The 24,075-nt window shown below is 59.8% G+C and carries 22 protein-coding genes and 1 tRNA gene; 8 read left to right on the forward strand and 15 right to left on the reverse strand.

The features are described from left to right. The first annotated feature begins 66 nt into the window (after positions 1 to 66). Together N7U68_RS04060 and N7U68_RS04065 are read left to right on the forward strand one after the other, a co-directional pair. The gene (locus N7U68_RS04060; RefSeq protein WP_263048316.1) at positions 67 to 1,107 is read left to right on the forward strand and encodes an alcohol dehydrogenase catalytic domain-containing protein; all 1,041 of its coding nucleotides are present in this window, start codon (positions 67 to 69) and stop codon (positions 1,105 to 1,107) included. A gap of 19 nt (positions 1,108 to 1,126) precedes the next feature. After that, a complete protein-coding gene (locus N7U68_RS04065; protein ID WP_263048317.1) occupies positions 1,127 to 1,918 on the forward strand; it encodes a carbon-nitrogen hydrolase family protein in 792 nt (263 codons plus the stop codon). Between the two features lie 54 nt (positions 1,919 to 1,972). Here the strand turns inward: N7U68_RS04065 and N7U68_RS04070 are convergent. The 10 genes from N7U68_RS04070 to iscR form a co-directional block, all read right to left on the reverse strand. Beyond that, a tRNA-Arg gene (locus N7U68_RS04070) sits at positions 1,973 to 2,049 on the reverse strand. An 80-nt stretch (positions 2,050 to 2,129) separates the two neighbouring features. After that, a complete protein-coding gene (locus N7U68_RS04075; protein ID WP_263048318.1) occupies positions 2,130 to 3,350 on the reverse strand; it encodes a cysteine desulfurase in 1,221 nt (406 codons plus the stop codon). Between the two features lie 43 nt (positions 3,351 to 3,393). Beyond that, on the reverse strand, positions 3,394 to 3,951 hold the full coding sequence (locus N7U68_RS04080; protein WP_263048319.1) for a Yip1 family protein: 558 nt from the start codon (positions 3,949 to 3,951) through the stop codon (positions 3,394 to 3,396). Beyond that, entirely contained in the window at positions 3,948 to 4,433 is a 486-nt protein-coding gene (locus tag N7U68_RS04085) for a YIP1 family protein (RefSeq protein WP_165192038.1), read from the reverse strand. Before N7U68_RS04085 ends, N7U68_RS04080 begins: the two co-directional genes overlap by 4 nt. After that, on the reverse strand, positions 4,433 to 5,719 hold the full coding sequence (locus N7U68_RS04090) for a SufB/SufD family protein (protein WP_263048320.1): 1,287 nt from the start codon (positions 5,717 to 5,719) through the stop codon (positions 4,433 to 4,435). Before N7U68_RS04090 ends, N7U68_RS04085 begins: the two co-directional genes overlap by 1 nt. Beyond that, positions 5,719 to 6,474, reverse strand: coding sequence for a Fe-S cluster assembly ATPase SufC (gene sufC / locus N7U68_RS04095; protein ID WP_263048321.1), 756 nt, complete (start codon positions 6,472 to 6,474; stop codon positions 5,719 to 5,721). The genes N7U68_RS04090 and sufC overlap by 1 nt, the downstream gene beginning before the upstream one ends. Before the next feature lie 35 nt (positions 6,475 to 6,509). Beyond that, a complete protein-coding gene (locus N7U68_RS04100) occupies positions 6,510 to 7,112 on the reverse strand; it encodes a hypothetical protein (protein ID WP_263048322.1) in 603 nt (200 codons plus the stop codon). Positions 7,113 to 7,159: 47 nt separating this feature from the next. Beyond that, positions 7,160 to 8,683 (reverse strand): Fe-S cluster assembly protein SufB, encoded by a 1,524-nt coding sequence (sufB, locus tag N7U68_RS04105; RefSeq protein ID WP_263048323.1) that lies wholly within the window; start codon positions 8,681 to 8,683, stop codon positions 7,160 to 7,162. Positions 8,684 to 8,700: 17 nt separating this feature from the next. After that, positions 8,701 to 9,747 carry a cysteine desulfurase family protein gene (locus N7U68_RS04110; RefSeq protein WP_263048324.1) on the reverse strand — a complete coding sequence of 349 codons (1,047 nt, stop codon included), beginning with the start codon at positions 9,745 to 9,747 and terminating at the stop codon, positions 8,701 to 8,703. Between the two features lie 121 nt (positions 9,748 to 9,868). Further along, entirely contained in the window at positions 9,869 to 10,330 is a 462-nt protein-coding gene (gene iscR / locus N7U68_RS04115) for a Fe-S cluster assembly transcriptional regulator IscR (RefSeq protein ID WP_165192032.1), read from the reverse strand. Between the two features lie 178 nt (positions 10,331 to 10,508). Here iscR and N7U68_RS04120 point away from each other — a divergent pair, with 178 nt between their 5' ends. Together N7U68_RS04120 and N7U68_RS04125 are read left to right on the forward strand one after the other, a co-directional pair. Then, positions 10,509 to 11,162 carry an alpha/beta hydrolase gene (locus N7U68_RS04120; RefSeq protein ID WP_165192031.1) on the forward strand — a complete coding sequence of 218 codons (654 nt, stop codon included), beginning with the start codon at positions 10,509 to 10,511 and terminating at the stop codon, positions 11,160 to 11,162. A 3-nt stretch (positions 11,163 to 11,165) separates the two neighbouring features. Next, positions 11,166 to 11,405: a hypothetical protein gene (locus N7U68_RS04125; RefSeq protein WP_263048325.1), complete on the forward strand. Its 240-nt coding sequence runs from the start codon at positions 11,166 to 11,168 to the stop codon at positions 11,403 to 11,405. A 146-nt stretch (positions 11,406 to 11,551) separates the two neighbouring features. Here N7U68_RS04125 and mfd read toward each other — a convergent pair whose 3' ends face one another. Together mfd and N7U68_RS04135 are read right to left on the reverse strand one after the other, a co-directional pair. Further along, positions 11,552 to 15,019 (reverse strand): transcription-repair coupling factor, encoded by a 3,468-nt coding sequence (mfd, locus tag N7U68_RS04130; protein ID WP_263048326.1) that lies wholly within the window; start codon positions 15,017 to 15,019, stop codon positions 11,552 to 11,554. Positions 15,020 to 15,032: 13 nt separating this feature from the next. Next, complete coding sequence (locus N7U68_RS04135; protein WP_263048327.1) at positions 15,033 to 15,560, reverse strand: component of SufBCD complex; 528 nt, start codon at positions 15,558 to 15,560, stop codon at positions 15,033 to 15,035. A gap of 125 nt (positions 15,561 to 15,685) precedes the next feature. On the opposite strand from N7U68_RS04135, the gene hemB reads away from it, so the two are divergent. Then, entirely contained in the window at positions 15,686 to 16,684 is a 999-nt protein-coding gene (gene hemB / locus N7U68_RS04140; protein ID WP_263048328.1) for a porphobilinogen synthase, read from the forward strand. 127 nt (positions 16,685 to 16,811) lie between these two features. Next, entirely contained in the window at positions 16,812 to 17,372 is a 561-nt protein-coding gene (locus N7U68_RS04145) for a lipid-binding SYLF domain-containing protein (protein WP_165192026.1), read from the forward strand. A 68-nt stretch (positions 17,373 to 17,440) separates the two neighbouring features. Here N7U68_RS04145 and N7U68_RS04150 read toward each other — a convergent pair whose 3' ends face one another. Continuing rightward, on the reverse strand, positions 17,441 to 17,710 hold the full coding sequence (locus tag N7U68_RS04150; protein ID WP_165192025.1) for an usg protein: 270 nt from the start codon (positions 17,708 to 17,710) through the stop codon (positions 17,441 to 17,443). 190 nt (positions 17,711 to 17,900) lie between these two features. On the opposite strand from N7U68_RS04150, the gene gyrA reads away from it, so the two are divergent. After that, positions 17,901 to 20,669, forward strand: a complete 2,769-nt coding sequence (gyrA, locus tag N7U68_RS04155) for a DNA gyrase subunit A (protein WP_165192024.1) — start codon at positions 17,901 to 17,903, stop codon at positions 20,667 to 20,669. 168 nt (positions 20,670 to 20,837) lie between these two features. Further along, positions 20,838 to 21,389, forward strand: coding sequence for a hypothetical protein (locus N7U68_RS04160; protein WP_165192023.1), 552 nt, complete (start codon positions 20,838 to 20,840; stop codon positions 21,387 to 21,389). Here the strand turns inward: N7U68_RS04160 and N7U68_RS04165 are convergent. Next, positions 21,386 to 22,864, reverse strand: a complete 1,479-nt coding sequence (locus N7U68_RS04165) for a carboxypeptidase M32 (protein WP_263048329.1) — start codon at positions 22,862 to 22,864, stop codon at positions 21,386 to 21,388. The two genes, N7U68_RS04160 and N7U68_RS04165, sit on opposite strands and share 4 nt — an antisense overlap. 5 nt (positions 22,865 to 22,869) lie before the next feature. After that, positions 22,870 to 24,015 (reverse strand): heme A synthase, encoded by a 1,146-nt coding sequence (gene ctaA, locus N7U68_RS04170; RefSeq protein ID WP_263048330.1) that lies wholly within the window; start codon positions 24,013 to 24,015, stop codon positions 22,870 to 22,872. Between the last annotated feature and the right edge of the window lie 60 nt (positions 24,016 to 24,075).

Here is a 24,075-nt window from a genome sequence, read left to right on the forward strand (position 1 = left end):
CGACTAGGGTGCACAAAAGCGCGTGATCCATGCGCCGACACCTGACCGCCTATCAAGGACACAGAGATGACAAATACCCCTCCTCGCATGATGACAGCCGCCATTAGTGACGGCCCCGGTGCCCCTCTGGTTCTGCGTCAGGTCGCGACACCGCAACCCCGCCCCGGCGAAGTGCTGGTCAAACTGGAAAGCTGCGGTGTTTGTCATTCCGATCTGCATCTGCGCGACGGTCAGGAAAACCTGCCGGACGACTACTACCCCGTGATCTTTGGCCACGAGGGGATCGGCCGCGTCGTTCAGATCGGAGAGAATACGCCCGATGCGCCGGAAATCGGCACGCGCGTCGGCCTGCCTTGGCTTTATGATACTTGCCTTGCGTGCAAACCGTGTCGCAGCGGGTGGGAAACATTCTGCACCAGCCAGACCGCACGCGGCGTCCAGCGCGATGGTGCCTTTGCCGAATACGCATTGTCACCCACGGCGTTTACCATCCCGATCCCCGAAGCAATCGACCCGATCAAAGGCGCACCGCTGCTCTGCGCGGGCCTCACCGCGTGGTCAGCTCTGGCTCGCGCCGAGACAGGCCCGCGCGACAATGTCCTGATTATCGGCGCAGGTGGCCTTGGACAATATGCAGTGATGATCGCCAAGGCCCGCGGCGCGCGGGTTTTCGTGGTGGACAAAGACCCGGCCAAACTGGAGAGCGCGCAGGCGCTTGGTGCCGATCACGTCATTCCCGCAGGTCGCGATGCCGGAACCGCAGTCAAGGCCGCCGGTGGCGCGGATGTAACGATCAACTTTGCCCCCAGCCCCGCCGTCTGGAACACCGTGCGCGACGCGGTCAACCCGATGAGTGCAGTCGTCGCTGTCGCCATGGTTCACGAACCTGTGGACCTGTCTATGATGTGGTTGATCGACGGCGGGCATCGCGTTCTGGGCTCATCTGTGGGGACTCGGCAGGACATGATCGAGTTTCTCGATTTCGCCGCGCGTCACCCGCTGCCCATCGATGTCCAGACACTGCCGCTTTCTGGCGTTGACGCGGCACTCGACCAGCTCAAGCGCGGTGAAGTGACGGGTCGGTTGTGCATCGACTTTACGCTCTGACAGGTCAGGAGATCGCACCATGAAACTCGCCATGTTCCAGATGTCAGCGATTGGCGATCACGCCACCCGCCCCGCCCGGATCAAAGACGCGATGCAGACTGCATCAGACAACGGCGCAGACCTGCTGATCGCTCCTGAACTCGCCCTTTCCGGCTATGGGCGCGGCGCGGCGTTCGACGATCTGACGCAGGAGGCAGACGGAAACTGGTCTAGGGAACTGACCGAAATCGCGCGCAGCCTCGGCATCAGCCTCATTGCGGGTTTTCCTGAAACGCGCGACGGCACACATCATATCAGTGCGTTGGCGATTGATGCGCGCAGCGACGCCGCCCCGGTGATCTATCGCAAAACCTGCCTATATGGCGACTACGAGAAACAACACTTCGTCAGCCCCGGCCCCTCGACCATCATCGCGGATCTGGGCGGGCTGCGGGTCGGCATACTGATCTGCTTTGATATCGAGTTTCCGGAAAACGCCCGTCGACTTGCGCGTGCCGGTGCGCAACTCATCGCTGTGCCAACCGCCCTGCCCCAAGGGGCATCCGGCGCATTCATCGCACAACATGTGATCCGCACACGGGCCTTTGAAAATCAGATATTCATCGCCTATGCAAACCATGCCGATAGTGACGAGGCGTTCACCTATCAGGGATGTTCTTCCATAGCCGCCCCCGACGGCGCGGTATTGGCACAAGCCCCCGAAACTGGTGATGCCCTCCTTTACGCGGAAATCACGCCAGAAGCCTACGAAGCTGGCCGCGCCGAGAACCCATACCTCGCGGATTCCGAAACACTCGGCCTGCACGGCTGACGAACACGCCAACGTGCGGCCTTGCGAAAATTCGCGTGCCATAGAACTGTGAAATGGCGCACCTGAGAGGATTCGAACCTCTGGCCTCTGCCTTCGGAGGGCAGCGCTCTATCCAGCTGAGCTACAGGTGCCTGCGTGGCGATATAGCCCGGCAGGCCGTGGCCCGCAACGCCAAATCTGCACCCGCAGTCCGGCCTTTTGCAACCGCCGTTCAGGCGAACAAATCGTGGCACAGTTCCAATGCATCCACCAGCGCATCCACTTCAGCCTCGGTATTATAAAGTCCAAAGGACGCCCGGCAGGTCGCGGTCACGCCCAGATGCTCCATCAGTGGCTGCGCGCAATGATGCCCCGCCCGCACCGCCACGCCCTTTTTGTCTAGGATCGTGGATATGTCATGCGCATGACCTGCCCCATCCAGAGTAAAGCTAAAGATCGCGGCCTTGTCCGGCGCGTTACCCTGCACCTGTAACCAGTTCAGCCCGCCCAATCGGGTTTGCGCGTAGCTGCACAGGCCCGCCTCGTAGGCGGCGATGTTATCCATCCCCAGTGACATCATGTATTCCAGCGCGGCGCCCAGCCCGATGGTCTGCACGATACCGGGGGTTCCTGCCTCGAATTTCATTGGTGGATCGTTGTAGCTGACCGCATCCTTGGATACTTCGCGGATCATGTCGCCACCGCCCATGAACGCGCGCATTTCCGCCAGTCGGTCCTTTCGTACAAAAATAGCACCCGAACCGGACGGTCCATACAGCTTGTGACCGGTGATGGCATAGAAATCGCAGCCCAGATCATCCACATCGACCGGCATATGCACCGCCGCCTGACTGCCATCCACCAGTACTGCCACGCCGCGTGCATGAGCGGCCGCACAAATCGCCTTCACATCCACTTTGGTTCCCAGAACGTTGGAAAGGTGGGATATTGCGATCAGCTTTGTACGCGGTCCAATGGCGTCGATCACAGTCTGGGCATCAAGCGCGCCGTTGCTGTCCACATCGACCCACTTCAGGATCGCCCCCTGACGCTCGCGCAGAAAATGCCACGGCACGATATTGGCGTGATGCTCCATCACGCTTAGCACGATCTCGTCGCCCGGCTCGAACCGTGGCATGGCCCAGCTATAGGCAACCATATTAATGCCTTCGGTCGTGCCAGTATTCAGCACGATCTGATTTTCGTCGGCAACATTCAGGAACCGCGCAATGGTACCACGCACGTTTTCGTACTTCTCGGTTGCGACATTGCTAAGGTAATGCAGGCCGCGATGCACGTTTGCATACTCGTGCGAATAGGCCGTGGTGATCGCATCAATCACCACCTGCGGCTTTTGCGCCGAAGCACCATTATCAAGATAAACCAGAGGCTTGCCATTCACTTCTCGTGCGAGAATAGGAAAGTCCGCCCTGACATTGGCAATATCGAGCATTAGCTCACTCCTGCAAAAACGGCAGCGCCTATGACGCCTAGGATCACCGACAGCCCGACCACGATGGCAAAGACGGTAGTGATGAGAACACCTGTTGCCTTGAACAGATTTGCAAAGCCATGCGCGCTGTCGATGAAGACGACCAAAATGACCAGTCCCCAGACCGAGGCGACCAACACGAGGATCCCCCTAGGAACGGCGCAACCAGCATCAGCACTGCGACCACCAACTGCAACGCGAACCGCAGCACCTGTAGCCACGTCATCAGCGCCAGAATATCGACCAACCTTGCGCTGCCGCCCATCGACTGCCCGATCCAAGTAAGTGCGAACACCGTAAGCACCAACGCCCCGCCCAATGCCATGGAGAACAGCAAGGGCGATCTGAATATCGGGGGCACCATTGCCATAGTCGCCGGATCAGCCGGAGGTGACAGATATAGAGAGGCGGAATAGGCAATCGCATTCAGAACCGTCATCAGAACCAGTATCATCCACAGGCTTTGTGACGGCAGGTTTAGCCCCAAAATTCGACTCGCAGCATTGCGTGGGGCGAATAACGTCTCTTTCGTCAGGTCGACGAAGTAATCCCGGTTCATCATGGCACACCCCACTCCGCCTCATAAAGGTTAGCGCCCCAGAACCATCCGAAGACGGCCAACCACGCCAACCCAACCAGCGTCAGAGCTGGACCGGGACCGATAAAGCCCGCAACCAATCCGTTAAGCAAGATCAGCGGCGATGATGCCAGCAATGCCCAAAAGAGCGCCATGCGCGCGCCATAGGGGCTGCCCTTGCCCCCGAACGCCCGCGCAGCCCAATGCGTTAACAATGCGAGCGCATAAAGGATCAGCGGCGCGATGAATATCCACGCCAACAAGGTGCCGCCCAGCAGCGGATTCAACTCTTCGCCGGTAAGATGCGCCTGCCGCGCCAGACGCGGCATCTGGGCGACGAACACGATCACGCAGCCCGCCATCAGAACAGCAAGCGCACGATCCTCGCGTGGGCCCATAGCCAACTGACGGCGGAGCACCCGCCGGGGTCCGCCATAGGTGGCCACGATGTCACGTGTGACCGGCATCAGCCGCGCCTGCGTTCCAACCAGCCGGTCAGATGTCCGACAACCTCTTCGCGCAGCGCCTCGTCCTCGACCTCATCCACCGCCTCGGCAAGAAACGCGAGTGTCAGCAGGTCGGTCGCAAGACCGTGTGGCACACCGCGCGCCCGCAGATAAAACAGCGCCTCTTCGTCAATCGCCCCAGACGTCGAACCATGCGAACATGCGACATCATCGGCGTAGATTTCCAGTTCCGGCTTGGCCAGAAACTGGCTGTCCCCGTCCAGCAGCAGTGATTGACTGATCTGGTAACCGTCGGTTTTCTGTGCGCCAGCCTTGACCAAAATCTTGCCTTGGAACACACCCGTGGCCCCGTTGCGCAGCACTTTCTTGAACACCTGCCGACTTTCGCAGCGTTCGGCGTCGTGCGTGACGAACACCGTGTCATCATGCACGAAATCACCATCCCCCATTGCCGCCCCGGCGACATGGGCCATCGCATCATCGCCGGTCAATTCGATCACGCATTCATTGCGTGTAAGCATCCCGTTGGCGGTCATGGTAAAGGATTTAAAGCAGCTTTCTTCGCCCAGCCGCGCAAACATATGGGTCACTGCCCGCCGCTCGTGATCGCGCCCTTGCACGCGCACGTGATGGAACGCCGCGCGATCGGCGACGTCGACTTCCATGGACTTGTTGATGCGCGCCGCAGCCGGGCCAGTTTCCAGCAACGTGATCGATGCCTCTGGTTCCAGCTTGACCAAATGGTGCAGAATTGCGTCGGATGTAGTTGATTTATGGTGGTAAATCAGGTTAATTGGTTTGCTGACCTTTCCCGTGACATGCATCACGATCCCATCCGTCGCCGCCGCCGTGTTCAGTGCGGCCAACGGACGTGCAACCGGGTCTTGCCCGCGCGTTTCCAGAACACCATAAATATCACGTGCCCAGTGTATATCGGCCTGAGTGACATCTGCCAGCCGTTCGATCTGCACGGCTTCCAGCGTCAGGTCATCACTTGCCTCGGGATCAAACACACCGTCGACAAAGACGATCTTGAGCCGATCCAGCGCATCAAAGACTGGCGTTTCCTTGGGATCAAACAGGGCCGCTTCTGGCGCGTTAGGCTGCACCAGTGTGTCCGGGCGGGTGAATTTCCAATATTCATCCCGGCGGTCGGGCAAGCCCATCGTTGTGACACGCGCCAGCGCGTCCTGACGTGCGCTGGTTGCCCAGCCGGATCCAATTGGCACATCGAGCGCGGCCAGCCGCGCCTCGGTGGCATCCTGTTTTGTCTTTGCAATCGCCATCACGCGACCTCCGACAGCAGGTCCGAATAACCGTTCTTCTCAACTTCCATCGCCAGCTCGGGGCCGCCCGATTTAACAATGCGCCCATCGGCCATGATGTGCACGACATCAGGTTTGATGTGGTCCAGAAGCCGTTGATAATGCGTAATAACAAGGAACGCTCGTCCAGCATCGCGCAAGGCGTTCACACCGTCACTGACCAGCTTCATCGCGTCCACGTCCAGACCCGAGTCGGTCTCGTCAAGGATGCACATCTTTGGCTCTAGCATCGCCATTTGCAGAATCTCATTACGCTTCTTTTCGCCACCCGAAAAACCAACGTTGACGGGACGCTTCAGCATATCGGCGTCAATCTTCAGGTCTTTGGCCTTGGCGCGGATCAGCTTCAGGAAATCCGTCGCACTCATCTCGTCTTCACCGCGCGCCTTGCGTTGCGCGTTCACAGCCGTGCGTAGGAAAGTCATGTTGCCCACACCGGGGATCTCGACCGGGTATTGAAATGCCAGAAACAGGCCCGCCGACGCGCGCTCTTCGGGCTCCATTTCCAAAATATCTTCGCCATCCAATGCGGCGCTGCCTTCGGTCACTTCATAGCCATCACGGCCAGACAGAACATAGCTCAGCGTCGATTTGCCTGACCCGTTGGGGCCCATGATTGCATGCACGCTGCCAGCGTCCACCGTCAGGTTCACACCCTTCAGGATGGTCTTTTCCTCTTCTTCAAGGTCGACATGCAGGTTCTTGATCTCAAGCATTTTTTGCCCCTATCTTCTATACGGTTTTGCGCCCCTCAGGGCCGCGTCATCATGTGAATAATCGTCAGCAGTCGGTCCGCAGGTATCGCCATCGGCGTAACCTCGAACTCTGCCATGCGCCCAATCAATTGCGGGGCGCCGAGGAACTCCTCAATCCGGTGATAGCCCTTGCGCCGTTTGTAATCATCTACCAGCAAACGTACCGGGCGCGTGGTTCTGAATGCAGTGGCCATCGCGCACCCAGTGCGAAAGCGGCCATCGACCAGCACCACGTCGGGTTGTTGAAAATGCGGCTTGTCCCAGATCGCCAACGGATATCGCGCGTAGCGTTGCCATTCGGCGTCCGTCTCGGGATATCCCCATTCGCGGGTCGGACCGATATCTGCCCAGACGACCTCGACCTTGGACCCCGACACAGGCGGGGATTGTGCAAACCAGCCGCGCATCATATCCGCCCAGTTTTCATCGCTCTCGACTGAAAACACGGTTTTGCCCGGCATCTCCGACGCCAGAACGGTGGATCCCCCACTGCCGTACTCCAGAATGACTGACGCCTCAGCATAGGTGCGCGCGATATGCGCCGCCTCTGCATCGGGCATGGTCAATTCCGGTCGGGATACGGGCGCAATGTCACTCATCGCGCGCCCCACAGGATCGCTCTATGATGTTTAGGCCAGCCACTGTATTAGCCAACGGAGCCTTCAAGCGAGATCGCAACCAATTGCTGCGCCTCCATCGCGAATTCCATCGGCAGCGCCTGCAATACGTCCTTGCAGAAGCCGTTTACCACCAGCGCAACCGCCTCTTCCTCGTCCATGCCGCGCTGACGGCAATAGAACATCTGATCGTCGTCCACCTTGGATGTCGTCGCCTCATGCTCGACGCGGGACGAATTGTTGCGCACTTCGATATAAGGCACGGTATGTGCCCCGCATTTATCGCCGATCAGCAAACTGTCGCATTGGGTATAATTGCGCGATTCCTTGGCCTTAGGGTGCATACTTACCAATCCGCGATAGGTGTTCTGCGCCTTGCCCGCGCTGATCCCCTTGGACACGATCCGCGATTTCGTACGTTTACCTAGGTGGACCATCTTGGTGCCGGTATCGGCCTGTTGCATGTTGTTGGCGATCGCGATGGAGTAAAACTCTCCCTGGCTGTCGTCGCCGCGCAGGATACAGCTGGGGTATTTCCACGTTACGGCTGATCCGGTTTCCACTTGGGTCCACATCACCTTGGCCCGGTCACCTCGGCAATCGGCGCGTTTGGTGACAAAGTTGTAGATGCCGCCCTTGCCGTCCTCATCACCGGGGTACCAGTTCTGCACGGTCGAGTATTTCACCTCGGCGTCTTCCTCGATGATGATCTCGACGACGGCCGCATGTAGCTGTGCAATATCACGTGCAGGTGCAGTGCAGCCTTCCAGATAGCTGACATAGCTGCCCTTGTCCGCGATGATCAGCGTCCGCTCGAACTGGCCGGTATTCTCGGCATTAATGCGGAAATAGGTGCTTAGCTCCATCGGGCAGCGCACGCCGGGCGGCACGTAGACAAACGACCCGTCAGAGAACACCGCCGAATTGAGCGTGGCATAAAAGTTGTCCGAAACCGGCACGACAGTCCCCAGATACTTGCGGACCAAATCGGGGTATTCGCGGATCGCCTCGGAAATCGAGCAAAAGATCACACCGGCCTTTTTCAATTCCGCCTGAAAGGTCGTGCCGACCGATACGCTGTCGAACACCGCATCGACGGCCACCTTGCGCCCCTCGGCGGGAACATCCTCTGCACCCTCGACACCAGCAAGAATCATCTGCTCTTTCAATGGGATGCCGAGTTTTTTGTAAGTTTCCAACAGCTTGGGATCGACCTCGTCCAGCGATTTCGGTTTGACCTCCATCGATTTTGGACGCGCATAGTAATACTGATCCTGAAAATCGATCTCGGGATAATCGACCATCGCCCAGTCAGGCTCTTTCTTGGTCAACCAACGCGCGTAGGCTTCCAGCCGCCACTCGGTCATCCACTCAGGTTCTTCGTTCTTTTCGGAAATGAGCCTTACGATGTCCGGGGTCAGGCCCTTGGGCGCGTATTCCATTTCGATATCAGTGGACCAGCCATACTTGTATGCCCCGCCAACTTCGCGGACTGCATCAACCGTTTCCTGATCGACGCCGTCCTTGACCTGATCGTTATCCAAAGCCGCCATGCGTCTCTTCCTTTCCTTCACGCCGTGCGGGCGCGGTGTTTCTCAAGGCGCTTCAGCCAGCTATCGGCAAAGCGCAATACATCTTCTTCAGTGTTCTCAGGCCCCAAAGAAACCCGAATGGCCGAGGCCGCGTCATCCGCCGAATACCCCATCGCCATCAACACGCGACTAGCGCGAACCTTGCCGCTGGAACACGCACTGCCTGCGGAAATGGCAAATCCGGCCAGATCCATCGCCATCACCTGAGTCTCGCCCTTCCAGCCCGGCGTAAGTATGCAAGACGTATTCGGCAAGCGCTGCGCATCTTTCCCGACAAAAATAGTCTCTTTTGCGCGGGCTGCAATGGTCTTTTCTAGAATGTTTCTAAGTTTCTCAACCCGATCCCAAACACCATCCGCCAGATCCTGCGCCGACGCCTCAGCCGCAGCGCCAAATCCCGCGATACCGATGATATTCTCGGTCCCCGAGCGGCGCCCCATTTCCTGACCTCCGCCCCTGATTTGCGCAGCAATCTCAGTGCCGCGCCGCAACACCAGCGCCCCTATACCCTTTGGTCCGCCGATCTTGTGCGCGGATATCAGTGCCATTTCCGTGCCTGCCCAGTTAAAGGCAACTGGTACTTTGCCAAAACCCTGCGTCATGTCGCTGACGGCCAGACCCTGCGGCAGGCTCTGTACCACGCCCGTTTCCGAATTCGCCAACTGCAACGTCGACCTCTCCGGAGAATTCACCGATACGCGCCCGTCTGCTCCGACCATCAGGCTGTCATCGGCCCAAGCCCCCACCGCGTCATGTTCAATGGCCGCCCCCGAAAGGTCGCGCCCCGAGCAAGCCAGAGCCGCCGCTTCGGTCGCGCCGGAGGTAAAGACCACATCCGCCCCCTCTGCCCCGATCGCCGCCGCGACCTGCGCCCGCGCCCGCTCGACCAAGGCCTTGGCCGCACGACCTTCGGCATGCACGCTTGACGGATTGCCGACAAGCTGCATCGCGGCGATCATCGCATCGCGCGCGCCGGGCCGCAGAGGTGCCGTCGCATTGTGATCCAGATAGATCCGCGCGGTCATAGCGTTGCCCACCAGTCTTCTTTGCAAAAATACGCGCACCGCAGGCCTGCGGGGGTGGCACAGCCGCACCTATCCCTGCGCGACGCCGCAGGCGGCGCAATCCCTTTGACGCAAATCACGCTCAATCCTCGTCCACGACGGCAAACAGGATCGGAACCGCCGGGCATGGTGCCAGCGAATTGCCCACCACGTCACTCAGCCGGGCCTGATGCAAAAAGACATAAACATGCGCACTCAGCCCTTCCCAGAGCCGATTGGTCACCGATTGTGCCCGACTGCCGGACGCCCCGCCGGATGCTCCGGCGCCCTTGTGCAAAGCATCAACCGTTTCATCCACTGCTGCCAGAACTTCGGCCACACGGATTTCGGACGCAGGCCGCGACAGGCGGTATCCTCCGCCCGGGCCGCGCACAGATGCCACCAGATCGGCGCGGCGCAGCTTGACGAATAACTGCTCGAGATAGGGTAGCGAAATGTCCTGACGACGCGACACATCTCCGAGCGTGACCAGCGCGCCCTCGGGTTGAAGTGCGATATCGGCAAGCGCGACCATCGCGTAGCGCCCTTTCGTGCTGAGCTTCATCTGCCGTCCCCCTTGAAAAGATTGACCTTGCGCCGCGCAACGCTTATCTCGCATGCAGCCAGAGTGCCCGGCATCGTCCCGGGTTAAGTTTAGAATGATTCTAAAGTGCAGGCGGGATTTCGTCAAGAATACCCGCATGTGCGAGTTGACACGACAACGCAAGGAAAAAGGGACCTGAATGCCCGAGGTAATCTTTCCCGGCCCAGAGGGCCGTCTCGAAGGCCGCTACCATCCACAAAAGGAAAAAGACGCACCAATCGCGATCGTCCTGCATCCGCATCCGCAGTTTGGCGGAACGATGAACAATAAGGTCGTCTATAATCTGCATTACGCCTTCTACAACATGGGGTTTACCGTGCTGCGGTTCAATTTCCGCGGCGTCGGACGCAGCCAAGGTGAATATGATCAGGGCGTCGGAGAGTTGTCCGACGCAGCGTCGGCGCTCGACTACCTGCAATCGATGAATGCCAATTCCAAGCATTGCTGGGTGGCAGGATTCTCCTTTGGTGCCTGGGTCGGCATGCAGCTTTTGATGCGACGCCCGGAGATCACCGGGTTTATCAGCGTATCGCCACCGGCCAACATGTATGATTTCTCATTCCTTGCGCCCTGCCCATCCTCGGGCCTGATCATCAATGGCAGCAATGACCGCGTGGCCCCACCGGCGGACACCACCGCGCTGGTGGCAAAGCTGCATGAACAACAAGGGATCACGGTCCAGCATGACGAAGTGCCCGATTCCGGCCACTTCTTTGAAGAGCCGCATATGGACACGATGATCAGCACGGTCACCTCCTATGTTAAGCGTCGCCTGACAGAAGGCACACGCTGACCGATGGGCGTGACCGAGGATCTGGCCGACGCGCTTGCGCAGGACGTCCTGAAGGCGATCGATCTGACGGGTGACGAGGATCTGGTGGACGAACTGGCACAGATGATGGGTGCCACGTCACAAACCGCCGAAGAGGCGTTTCTGACGGCGGTTCGAGTGCGCCGCGCCAACATCAAGGCGCGGCAAATTCTACTTGCCAAGGTCAGGGCCTTTAAGGCGGCACAGGACAACGACAAAGGTTAGCCTGATCTGATTGAGCGCCTTCGGCGCGCAGGTCAGTGATTTGGTGCTTTAGGCCTGCGGGGGTGTCCTGCCCTTATCTCTTGCTTGTTTTCCGATGCACCGCCGCCTCCGGCGGGGGTATTTCCGGCAAGAAAAAGCACCCGGTTTTATTTACGGGTTGGTTTGCGCGCAGCCGCGACCTTCTCTGCCAAATCGCGGGCAATGGCAAAGGCGCCTTTGATCTTGTCGCTATCCTTGCGCCAGTCGCGGCGCACGACGATCTTGTTGTCGCGCACTTTCGCCAGCCCTTTTTGCGCCTCGATGAATTCGACCAGCCCCTGAGGCGATGCAAATTTGTCGTTGTGGAACTGGATCGTGGCGCCCTTGGGTCCGCCGTCAAGTTTGGCAATCCCTGCACGTTTGCACATCGCCTTGATCCGCACGACCAGCATCAACGTATTCACTTCACGCGGCAGCTTGCCAAAACGGTCAATCAGTTCTGCCGCGAATCCTTCCAGCTCAACCTTGGTCTGAAGGCTGCTGAGGCGGCGGTAAAGACCGAGGCGCACATCCAGATCGGGCACATACTCCTCGGGGATCAGCACGGGTACACCAAGGTTGATCTGTGGTGCCCATTGGCTGTCGGCCTCACTGAGGCCTTCCATTTCGCCGGCTTTGATCTTGGCAATCGCCTCTTCGAGCATGGATTGGTACAATTCGTACCCCACATCGCGCATCTGGCCTGACTGCTCTTCGCCCAGCAGATTGCCTGCACCGCGAATATCGAGATCTTGGCTGGCCAGCGTGAAACCTGCACCGAGCGTGTCGAGGCTACCCAGCACGCGCAGGCGCTTTTCGGCGGCAGGTGTCAGTTTCATCCGTGGCTTGGTGGTGAGATAGGCATAAGCGCGCGTTTTTGAGCGTCCGACCCGGCCCCGGATCTGATAGAGTTGGCTGAGCCCGAACATGTCCGCGCGGTGGATGACCATCGTGTTGGCGGTCGGAATATCCAGTCCCGATTCGACAATGGTTGTGGCCAGCAGAACATCGTATTTGCCGTCGTAAAACGCGTTCATCCGGCTGTCGAGTTCTCCCGCCGCCATCTGGCCATGGGCCACGACATAGCTGAGTTCGGGTAGCTGTGCGGTCAGGAAATCCTCGATTTCCGGCAGATCCGAGATACGCGGCACCACGTAAAAGCTCTGCCCGCCGCGATAATGCTCGCGCAACAGCGCCTCGCGGATGGTGACGCCGTCAAACTCGCTGACATAGGTGCGGATCGACAGGCGGTCGACAGGCGGTGTGCCGATAATGCTAAGGTCCCGCACGCCTGATAGGCTCAGTTGCAGCGTACGCGGGATCGGCGTCGCGGTCAGCGTCAGAACATGCACATCTGATCGCAGCGCCTTGAGACGCTCCTTGTGCGCCACGCCAAAACGTTGCTCTTCGTCGATGACCAGCAGGCCGAGGTTCTTGAACCGAATGCTCTTGGCCAAGAGCGCGTGGGTACCGACGACGATATCAACGGTGCCGCGCGACAGCGCCTCGCGGGTGGCTGCCGCCTCTTTGGCCCCGACAAAGCGTGACAGCGGGCGCACCGAGATGGGGAAGCCGCGAAACCGCTCGGCGAAGCCCTGATAGTGTTGCCGTGCCAGCAACGTGGTGGGTGCGATCACCGCGACCTGCATCCCCGACATCGCCGCGACGAACGCGGCACGCATCGCCACTTCGGTCTTGCCAAATCCGACATCGCCGCAAATCAGGCGATCCATCGGCGTGCCTGCCCCCAGATCGGCAATGACATCCTCGATCGCGCGCAGCTGGTCATCCGTTTCGGCATAGGGAAAACGGGCTGAAAACGCCTCCCACGCGTGATGCTCGGGCTCCATCACCGGGGCGCGGCGCAGCGCGCGCTCTGCGGCAATGCGGATCAGCCGGTCGGCCATCTCCTTGATGCGCTCTTTGAGCCGGGCTTTCTTGGCCTGCCACGCGCCACCGCCGAGCTTGTCCAGCAGGCCCTCTTCGTGGCCGAATCGGCTGAGCAGTTCGATGTTTTCCACCGGTAGGTAAAGCCGCGCGCCCTCGGCGTACTCCAACGCAAGACATTCATGCGCCGCCCCCAGCGCCGAGATCACTTCCAACCCGTGATAGCGCCCGACACCGTGATCGACATGCACGACCAGATCGCCGGGACTCAGGCTTTGCGCCTCAGTCAGGAAGTTGTCGGCGCGGCGTCGCCGTTTAGGGGCGCGGATCAGGCGATCACCCAAAATGTCCTGTTCGGCGATGACCGTCAGCCGACCGCTCTCATATGGCCCCTCAAAGCCATGCTCCAGCGCCCAGACAGCCAAATGCAATCCGCGCTTGCCCAGCCGCCCCGCGTCCTTGACAGTGACGGCCCCGACCAGACCTTCGTCCTCCAACAGCCCCTCAAGCCGCTCTCGCGCGCCTTCCGAGTAGCACGCCAGCAGGATCGGGCCCTGCCCCAGTTTTGCATCAATGTGCGTCTTCAACGCCCCGAAAAGGCTCAAGCTTTCCTGCTGTCTCTCTGGCGCGAAATTGCGACCCAAACGCCCGCCCGCATCCGTAACACCTGCTCCGGTGGCCTGTGGCAGTGCCGACAACTGCAGTACACGACGCGACGCCACCGCTGCCTGCCATGCAGCGTCATCAAGATATAGCAAGCCGGGCGCCACAGGCTTGTAGACGCTGTCACCACGCGCCTTGTTCTTCAGCGCCTCGCGGCGGGTCTCGTATTGGTCGGCGATACTGTCCCAGCGGGCAATGCGGCTGGGCGTCACCTGATCGTCAAGCGTGACCGTCGCCTCTGGCAGATAATCGAATATGGTTTCCAGTCGCGCATGAAAGAATGGCAGCCAATGCTCGACACCCTGATGTTTCCGCCCCGCACTGACCGCCTCATAGAGCGGATCATCGGTCCCCGCAGAGCCGAATTCGATGCGGTAGTTCTGGCGAAAACGTGTGATGGCCGCCTCATCGAGGATCACTTCGGACACCGGGGCCAGTTCGATCTGAGTCAGCTTTTCTGTGGTCCGCTGCGTTGCCGGGTCAAACCGGCGGATCCCGTCCAGAACGTCACCAAACAGATCAAGCCGCACCGGACCGCCCGTGCCCGGCGGATAGATATCAATTATCCCGCCCCGAATCGCATAATCGCCCGGTTCGGTCACCGTAGGCGACTGCACGAACCCCATCCGCACCAGAAAATCCCGCAGCGCGGCCTCGTCCACGCGGTAATTCACCTGCGCTCGGAAAACTGCATCTTTCAGGACTTCGCGCGCCGGCACCCGCTGTGTCGCCGCGTTTAGCGTCGTCAACAGCACGTATTGCCCGGGCATGCCATGTACCAGCGCGGCCAACGTTGCCATACGCGCGGCACTGATGTCGGCATTGGGCGACACACGATCGAACGGCAGACAATCCCAACCGGGAAAGGCAATCACCGGCATGTCCGGCGCAAAGAACCGTAGTGCGGCCGCCATCGCCGCGAGCCGCTTGTCGTCGCGGGCCACATGCAGCACCGACCCGCCGGACCGCGCCACTTCGTCGAGCAACAGCCGCGCATCGAAACCCTCGGGCGCTCCGCTAACGGTGATATGGGGGCTGGATGCCATCAGTTTCGTACGCTCAGCCGCCCAACGCAGAAGAAGACATGTTCTGCCACATGCCCCAGGTCGCGGTGACAAAGATCGACGCCATGCCGATAAGGCGGATGTAGAACCGCAGGCGTGTCAGTTGTTTGATCAGGGCTGCATCCGACAACTCCTGCCTCTGCACACGTCCCGCAGTCCCGACTGACAACAACCACACCAGCGCCATTGGCGTGCCGAGCAGGAACACGGCCTGCGCAAACTCGCGCCCATAGACAAACCCGACCAAGAACAGGAAAGTTAACACGAAGCCGGCAAAGCCGGTCATCAGCACGCCGGATTCCCGCGTAATATACAGGATCCGCTCACTGTTGATACGGACCATCGTTTCCATGTCTGCCGCAGGCTGGCCACCGACCCTGCCCGCTCTCAGGACCATGTCCCAAGGTACACCCAACACCCAGTGACTGGCAGAGGACCACAGAACCGCAAGGGCGACCCAGAACCAGAGGTTGCTGAAGCTGCGCATGTCGATAAGTTCAAAAACGCTTGTGTACCAGTCCACTTGGATGCCTTCAACTTCACCTGTGCCGCCCCTCTTAGCGTTGCCCGGCGGCAATTCCTACCCTTGAGATAGCGGATTTTCCGTGCCACTCAGCTAAGTGACGAAACCAGAGCGAGTTAACGCCCATGCGACCGACTATCGGCCCCTTCCCCGTCACCCGCCTGCGGCGCACCCGTCGCACGCCCGGATTGCGTGCGCTGGTCGCGGAAAATACCTTGAGTGTGGGCGATCTGATCTGGCCGGTTTTCGTACGCAGTGGCGACAACATCGAAGAACCGATACCGTCAATGCCCGGCGTGGTACGCCGCAGCGTCGACCGCGTGGTAGAAGCCGCGCGCGAAGCTGCCGATCTGGGCATTCCGGCGATCTGTCTCTTTCCCTATACCGATGCGGCAGGACGCACAGCAGACTGCGCCGAGGCTTGGAACCCCGATAACCTCAGCAACAGGGCCACACGCGCAATAAAGAGCGCCGTTCCGCAGATTGCAGTGATGACCGACGTGGCGCTCGATCCTTATTCGGATACGGGTCACGACGGCTTTGTTCGCAATGGCGACATCGTGAACGACGAAACGGTAGAGGCATTGGTCAAACAGGCGTTGGCGCAGGCCGAAGCAGGCGTCGACATTATCGGTCCGTCGGACATGATGGATGGCCGGATCGGCGCAATCCGCACCGCACTGGAGGATGCCGGGCATAACGACATCGTGCTGCTCAGCTACGCTGCCAAATACGCCAGCGCCTTTTACGGCCCCTTCCGCGATGCTGTGGGTGCCTCCGGCGCGCTCAAAGGGGACAAGCGCACCTACCAGATGGATGCCGCGAACGCGGACGAGGCAATGCGCCTGATCGAACGTGATCTAAGCGAGGGCGCGGATATGGTGATGGTCAAACCGGGCATGCCATATCTGGATATTTGCCGCCGGGCCAAGGACATGTTCGGCGCGCCTACGTTGGCCTATCAGGTGTCGGGCGAATACGCGATGATCATGGCGGCGGCACAAAACGGCTGGATCGATGGCGACCGCGCCATGGCCGAAAGCCTGATGGCGTTCAAACGTGCAGGCTGCGACGGGATACTGACCTATTTCGCGCCGGCGATGGCCAGATTGCTGTCTGCCTGAGGATACGCGCGGTAAACTGCCCAAATATGCGTCGGCTAGTGACAGTGCAGCGCCCACAACCTATAGTGCCCCCAGATCGGTTGACGAAACAATCGGCATGATATCAGGCAACACACAGGCACATGACATGAGCATTCTCTCCAGACGCGAATTCACGCTGGGCGCGCTTGGCGCCGCGGGCTTCACTGCCGCTTGCGGCAACGGCATCGGCAGCACCGGCCCACAGACCATCGACGCACGCGTCGATACAACGCTCAGCTACCTTTACAACAACTATCCCAGCACACGCACATTGTCCGAGAAGTCCACCGGTATTCTGGTGATGCCGCTGGTGACAGAGGCCGGACTGGGCATTGGCGGCGGCTATGGGCGCGGCGCGCTGCGCATCAACAACTCGACCGTCGACTATTACTCGGCCACCAAGGGCAGCGTCGGCCTTCAGATCGGCGCGCAGCAATTTGCGCATGTGCTGTTCTTTATGACCGAAGACGCGCTGTCGCGGTTCCGTCGCTCCTCTGGTTGGGCGGCCGGCGCGGACATCGAATACGTGTTCAAGGACGTGGCCGAAAACCTGCGCGCCGAAACGACCACCTCGGTCGCGCCGGTCGTCGCTGTGATCTTTGGTCAGGCCGGCCTGCTGGCTGGCGTGTCACTGGAAGGCATGAAATATTCGCGGATCATCCCCTGACGCGCTGCGATGTCGTTTTTGCGGGCCGACTGTACGTCGGCCCGCAGTGGTCTGTCGGCATTCCACGCTCAGTGCAGCGTGAACTCTCCCACCACATTGCGCCACTCTCCCGGCGCGATCATCTTGCGGTGGTTGAAACGCACTGAATGCAGCGGTCCTTCAATCTCGCGCTGCCAATATTCGATAAATTCGAACAGGCGCGGGTGATCCGGTGCCACGTCGTATTCCTGCCAGACAAAGCTGTTGAGGACGTGCACATAGTCGGGCATGCCATAGAAAAATTCCGCCGTGGTCAGCCCATACCCTTTCAGCATCATTTCTGTCTCGGACATTGTCATGTCTCTGCTCCTTTTCTGCCTCGTAAAACAATGATGCAGAAAATAAATTACTTTACAATGAAAACAGTGTGTTAGCAGTGTCTTTCCGTGGCTGCCAGACAGGTCGGCTTTGCGGGATTGCACCCAATATCCGCCCTCTGATATACCTTTCCCCACAAGATATAGAAATCCGCGATGATTGAGGTTCAAGTTGACCGATACGCCACAAACCCCTGAAGATACGGAAGAAAATACACCGGAACGTCCACAGTACGACGGACCGACGGTGTCCATCTCCGACGAGATGAAGACTTCGTATCTCGATTACGCAATGTCGGTGATCGTCAGCCGTGCGATTCCCGATTTGCGTGACGGGCTAAAACCGGTGCATCGGCGCATCCTTTATGCGATGCACGAAACCACCAACACGCATGATAAACCGTACCGCAAATCGGCGCGCCCTGTCGGTGATGTGATGGGTAAATATCACCCGCATGGCGACAGCGCGATTTATGATGCGTTGGTGCGCATGGCGCAGGATTTCTCGATGTCGCTGCCGCTTCTGGACGGTCAGGGCAACTTTGGCTCGATGGATGGCGATAACGCCGCCGCGATGCGCTATACCGAAGTGCGCATGGCCAAGGTTGCAGGCTACCTGCTGGCCGACATCGACAAGGACACGGTCAACTTTCAGCCGAACTATGATGGCAAGGATCGCGAACCGACGGTTCTGCCCTCTCGTTTCCCGAATATGCTGGTCAATGGCGCAGGCGGCATCGCCGTCGGTATGGCCACCAATATCCCGCCGCACAATCTGGGCGAGGTGATCACCGCGACACTGGCGCTGATCGACGACCCCGATCTCAGTTCGGAACAACTGATCGAGTACATCCCCGGCCCTGATTTCCCGACGGGTGGGATCATGCTGGGCAGTTCCGGCGCGCGAAAGGCCTATCTGGAGGGGCGCGGCAGTGTCATCGTACGGGCGAAAACCCGTGTCGAGGAACTGCGCAAAGACCGCTGGGCGATCATCATCGACGAAATCCCCTATCAGGTGAACAAGGCCACCATGATCGAGAGGATCGCCGAAACCGCCCGCGACAAGAAAATCGAGGGCATCGCCCACGTACAGGACGAATCCGATCGTAACGGCGTGCGTGTCGTTATTGAGCTGAAGCGGGACGCGACCGCCGAAGTGGTGCTGAACCAACTCTTCCGCTTTACGCCGATGCAAACCTATTTCGGCTGTAACATGCTGGCCCTTAACGGTGGTCGCCCCGAGCAGCTGACCCTGCGCCGGTTCCTCACTTCCTTCATTACGTTCCGCGAAGAGGTGATCACGCGCCGCACCGCCTATGAATTGCGCCGTGCCCGCGAACGCAGCCACATCCTGTGTGGTCTGGCCGTCGCTGTCAGCAATGTCGACGAAGTTGTTGCCACCATCCGCTCCTCTGCCGATGCCGCCGAAGCGCGCGAGAAGCTGATGACCCGTCGCTGGCCTGCGGGTGATATTCTGGAATACATCGCGCTGATCGACGATCCCACGCACCGCGCCAACGAGGACGGCACCTATAACCTGTCTGAAACGCAGGCACGCGCGATTCTGGAGCTGCGGTTGCAGCGCCTCACCCAGATCGGCGTTAAGGAAGTCACCGACGAACTGCAAGAGCTGGCCGCGAAGATCAAAGATTATCTCGCCATCCTCGCCAGCCGCGAACGCGTCATGCAGATTATGACCGACGAACTGGCAGAAGTACGCGATCTCTTCGCCGTTCCGCGCCGCACCGAAATTGTCGACTGGTCTGGCGACATGGATGACGAAGATCTGATCGAGCGCGAGGACATGGTCGTGACCGTGACCTCTGGTGGGTACATCAAACGTACCGCTCTGGCAGATTTCCGTGCGCAAAAGCGCGGCGGCAAGGGTGTCGGTGGCATGGCGACCAAGGAAGAGGACGTGGTCACCACTCTCTTTGTCGCCAACACGCATACCCAGCTGTTGTTCTTCACCACGGATGGGATGGTCTACAAGCTCAAGACATGGCGCCTGCCCCAAGGGGGACGCACGTCCAAGGGCAAGGCGATCGTGAACATCCTGCCGATCCCGTCAGGCGTCAGTATCGCGGCGATCATGCCGGTGGACCGGGACGAGGCCGAATGGGACGATCTTCAAGTCGTCTTTGCCACTTCGGCGGGTACCGTGCGGCGCAACAAGCTGTCGGATTTCACCAATGTGAAATCCAACGGCAAGATCGCAATGAAGTTCGAAGGCGAGCATGAAGGCACCACGCTGATCAATGCGCGCATCGCCTCGAATGATGACGACGTCATGCTTGTCACGTCATCTGGGCGGGCGATCCGCTTTCTTGCGACGGATGTGCGGGTATTCAACAGCCGCGCGTCGGTCGGGGTGCGCGGCATTCGGTTGACCGGGGATGACAGCGTTGTTTCGATGTCCATCATCCGCCATTTCGATACTGACGCTGACGAACGCGCCGCCTACCTGAAAATGCGGCGCGCGATGGCAGGGCTGGCCGATGACGCCGAGGGCACTGACGACGAAGGTGGCGACGCCAATGCGCCTCTCACCCAAGAACGTTATGCTGCAATGTCGGCTGCCGAAAACCTGATCCTGACGATCACCGCACAAGGCGCGGGCAAGCTCAGTTCGTCACATGATTATCCGCTGCGCGGACGCGGCGGCATGGGCGTGCAGGCAATGGACAAGGCAATGCGCGGCGGTGATCTGGTCGCCTCCTTCCCTGTCGATCTGGGGGATCAGATCATGCTGGCCACCTCCAAAGGACAGTCAATCCGTGTGCCCGTTGATGGTATTTCGTTCCGGTCGCGGAATGCGGGTGGCGTCAAGGTGTTCAACACCGGCAAGGGTGAATTGGTCGTCAGCGTCGCATGGATCGCGGACCAGGGCGACGAGGCAGAAGATGCCGAAAACGTGGCTCCAGACACCGGAACCCCGTAGATTATGCCCGCCTATCGTTGAGAAACTGCATTCGCCCTGTTTTTACCACAAATTGGGGCGAATTCCGCCTGCTTGGAAATGCAACCTGAACCTGTAACGGCCCATGGCTACAGTTCAGAGTGTATGCGAGTTCGGAAATTGGCAGATAAAACAACGGGACCAACCGCAGTGACCCAACATGATGAAGCCTGGTTCAATCAAACCGGACGTAACCTGATCCGCATCGTGATCGGCTCCTACTTCGCCGCCGTCGCGCTCGATTTTTCGGCGGGTGTCGATCCTGCCGCGCTCTTCGCGCCGGTAATGCCTTATGCGGTGGCCGATCTGGTCGGCTCGTCACTCCTGCTCGCCGCCGCGATCGGCTACGTATTGGGCGCAGGGTTGCGCCTGTCGGCTCTGTCACTGGCAGTGTTCGTCATCAGTTCGACGTTGGTGCAGAATTTCGTCAGCTTTTCCCCCAGCAACATCTCCGGCTTCTGGCGCGATTTGGCCATGGTCTGCGCCGTCCTGAGTGCCTATGCCAACCAGACCAACCGCAACGAAATTGCTGTGATTACCCCGCGCCCCCGGCCGATCCGTCCACGTCGTATCAGCATCGCCGCACGCACGGACCGCCCCGAAGTCATCCAGCCCGAGGTTGCATCCCCCGAAGCGCCGCTGATCTTTTCGCATCACACTTCGGGAAGAAGCCCTGCGCGCAAGATCGGTATCGCCGGTTAAGCCGGGTAAAGTTCGCCAAACTTCTGTTCGAGATAGGCCAGTAAGGGCGCTTCTGTCGGTGCCGCGCCCGTGGCTTGGGTGATCAGATCGCGCGGCTGCATCAACCCGCCATACCGCTGCACATTCTCGCGCAGCCATTCGGTCGCCGGGTCCAGCCGACCTTGGGACAGGTGTGCATCCAGATCAGGCACTGCGACACGCAAGGCCTCATGCAGACACCCGGCATAGACATTGCCCAGCGTATATGTCGGGAAATACCCGAACAAACCGACCGACCAATGCACATCCTGCAAACACCCATCCGACGGGCGCGCCACCGGATACCCGAAATCGGCGGCAAAGCGGTCATTCCACGCCGCTTCCAGATCGCGCGCCTGCAAGTCGCCGGAAATCAGCGCGCGTTCCAGATCATATCGCAGCAGAACATGCAGGTTGTATTGCACTTCATCCGCCTCGGTCCGGATAAACCCGCGCCCCAGCGCATTTACCACGCCATAGAACGCGTCCGCGTCCGCCACGCCAAAATCACCAAATGCATAACGCATCTCGGTATACAGCCAGCCGGTCAGGGCCCGACTGCGCCCCAGTTGATTTTCGTAGATGCGGCTTTGGCTCTCGTGGACGCCCATCGACACACCACGCCCCAATGGGGTCAGGGCATAGGTCGGGTCGATCGCCTGCTCATAACAGGCATGACCGACCTCGTGGATCGTGGAATAGATGCAGTTGAACGGATCACTCTCGGACGTGCGTGTGGTGATGCGCACATCACTGCCCGACCCGCTGGAAAACGGATGCACCGCCTTGTCCAGCCGCCCGCGCGCCATGTCATAGCCAAAGGTTTTGGCCAGTTTGCGCGCCAGCTTCATCTGCTTGTTGGGCGCAAATCGCCCCTCCAGTGCCGCGCGCCGCCCAGCCTGTTGCAGCGCCTGCTCGCGCAGGGCCACCAAACGCGGGCGCAGCGCACTGAACATGGCATCCAGATCGGTGGCCTTTGCTCCCGGCTCGTAATCATCCAACAACGCGTCATAGATATCGCCGCCCGCCGCCAGTGCCGCGCCTTCCTCGCGCTTAAGCGCGATAATCTCGGCCAAAACGGGTGCAAAGGTGGCGAAATCATCCGCTGCGCGGGCCTCGGCCCATTGTCCCTGTGCCAGTGCCGCCTGTCGAGCGATCGCCGCCGCCAGATCGCCGGGCACCCGCATCGCGCGTGCATGATCGCGGCGAATATGGCGTAGCTGCGCGCGCGCCGTATCATCGACAGCTTCTGCCTCCGCAGCTTCCAGCCACTCCCCAATACGCGGGTCAATTCTGCGAGCGTGCAGCACCGACTGCATCGCGCCGCTTTCTTCGGCCCGTTGCGCGGCCGCCCCGCGAGGCATTACCGTTTCCTGATCCCAGCCCAGACGCCCGGCAACCTGCGACAGCGCCTCTGTCTCGCGCTGAAACGCCATCAACTCTGCAAACGATGTCATGTCACTCATCCTCGCACCGATTGCGCCTGTGGATAGCGACTATGGAACCTTGCACGTAGAATCAGAACCCATAACACCACGGCCAGCAGTTGATGCACGATGGCCACCTGCCACGGCGCGGCTGTCAGCACGGTAAAGATGCCCATGCCAATCTGCGCCAACAGCGCGATAAAGCCCGCATTAAACGCGGCCCTTGTGGCGCGATTGGCGCTGCGACGCCCCCGCAGCCAGACCATCGCAGAGAATGCAAACAGCAAATAGCCTGTCATCCGGTGGATGAATTGCACGGTCGCGGGGTTTTCAAAGAAGTTGCGCCACCATGGCTCGATCACCATCATCTGCGGCGGCACCAGCCCCCCGGCCATCAATGGCCAGTCGGTAAACGACCGCCCGGCGTCGATACCCGCCACCAGCGCACCGATGAGGATTTGCAGAAACGCAAAATGCATCCATCCGGTCGACAGGCTGAACAGCTTTGCCTCATGCCCGCGTCGGGCCTGCGTCAGCTCGCGTTCCGGCCGCGCCAACAACATCGCATACCATGCGATGAAACCAAGGATGACAAATGCCAGCCCCAGATGAACCGCCAACCGATAAGAGGCGACATCGGTGCGCTCGCCCGACAGGCCTGAACTGACCATCCACCAGCCGATTGCCCCCTGCAATCCGCCCAACGCACCCAACAGCAATAGCCGCCCGGTCCAGCCTGCCGGTATCTTACGTGCGATCAGAAAACCCGCGAAACCCAGCGCCCAGACCAGCCCGATCACCCGACCCAACTGTCGATGGCCCCATTCCCACCAGTAAATCACCTTGAAACCGGCAAGCGTCATATCGTTGTTTTCGATCTGAAACTCGGGGATCTGCTGATATTTGTCGAATTCCGCCTGCCAGCCTGCCTCGGACATCGGCGGCAGCGCGCCGGTGACAGGTTTCCATTCGGTAATCGACAGCCCACTGTCGGTCAGCCGGGTCAGTCCACCCACCGCGATCATCAGCACCACCATGGCAAAGAGCACGAACAGCCACAGCCGGATCGCGCCACGCGCACCCCCGCGCCCCCGGTCGATCATTCCGCCCTTGGGCGTATCGACCGCGCGTTGCGGCGCGCTTTCACCGACCTCTTCGAATAGCTTGCGTTTCTGGCTCATCGGGCTGCTCCCTGCCTAGTCTTGGGCCTCATTGATCGCAGCGTAATGCGCGCCTGCCCC

The organism is Roseovarius pelagicus (genome assembly GCF_025639885.1).
GTDB lineage: Bacteria > Pseudomonadota > Alphaproteobacteria > Rhodobacterales > Rhodobacteraceae > Roseovarius > Roseovarius pelagicus.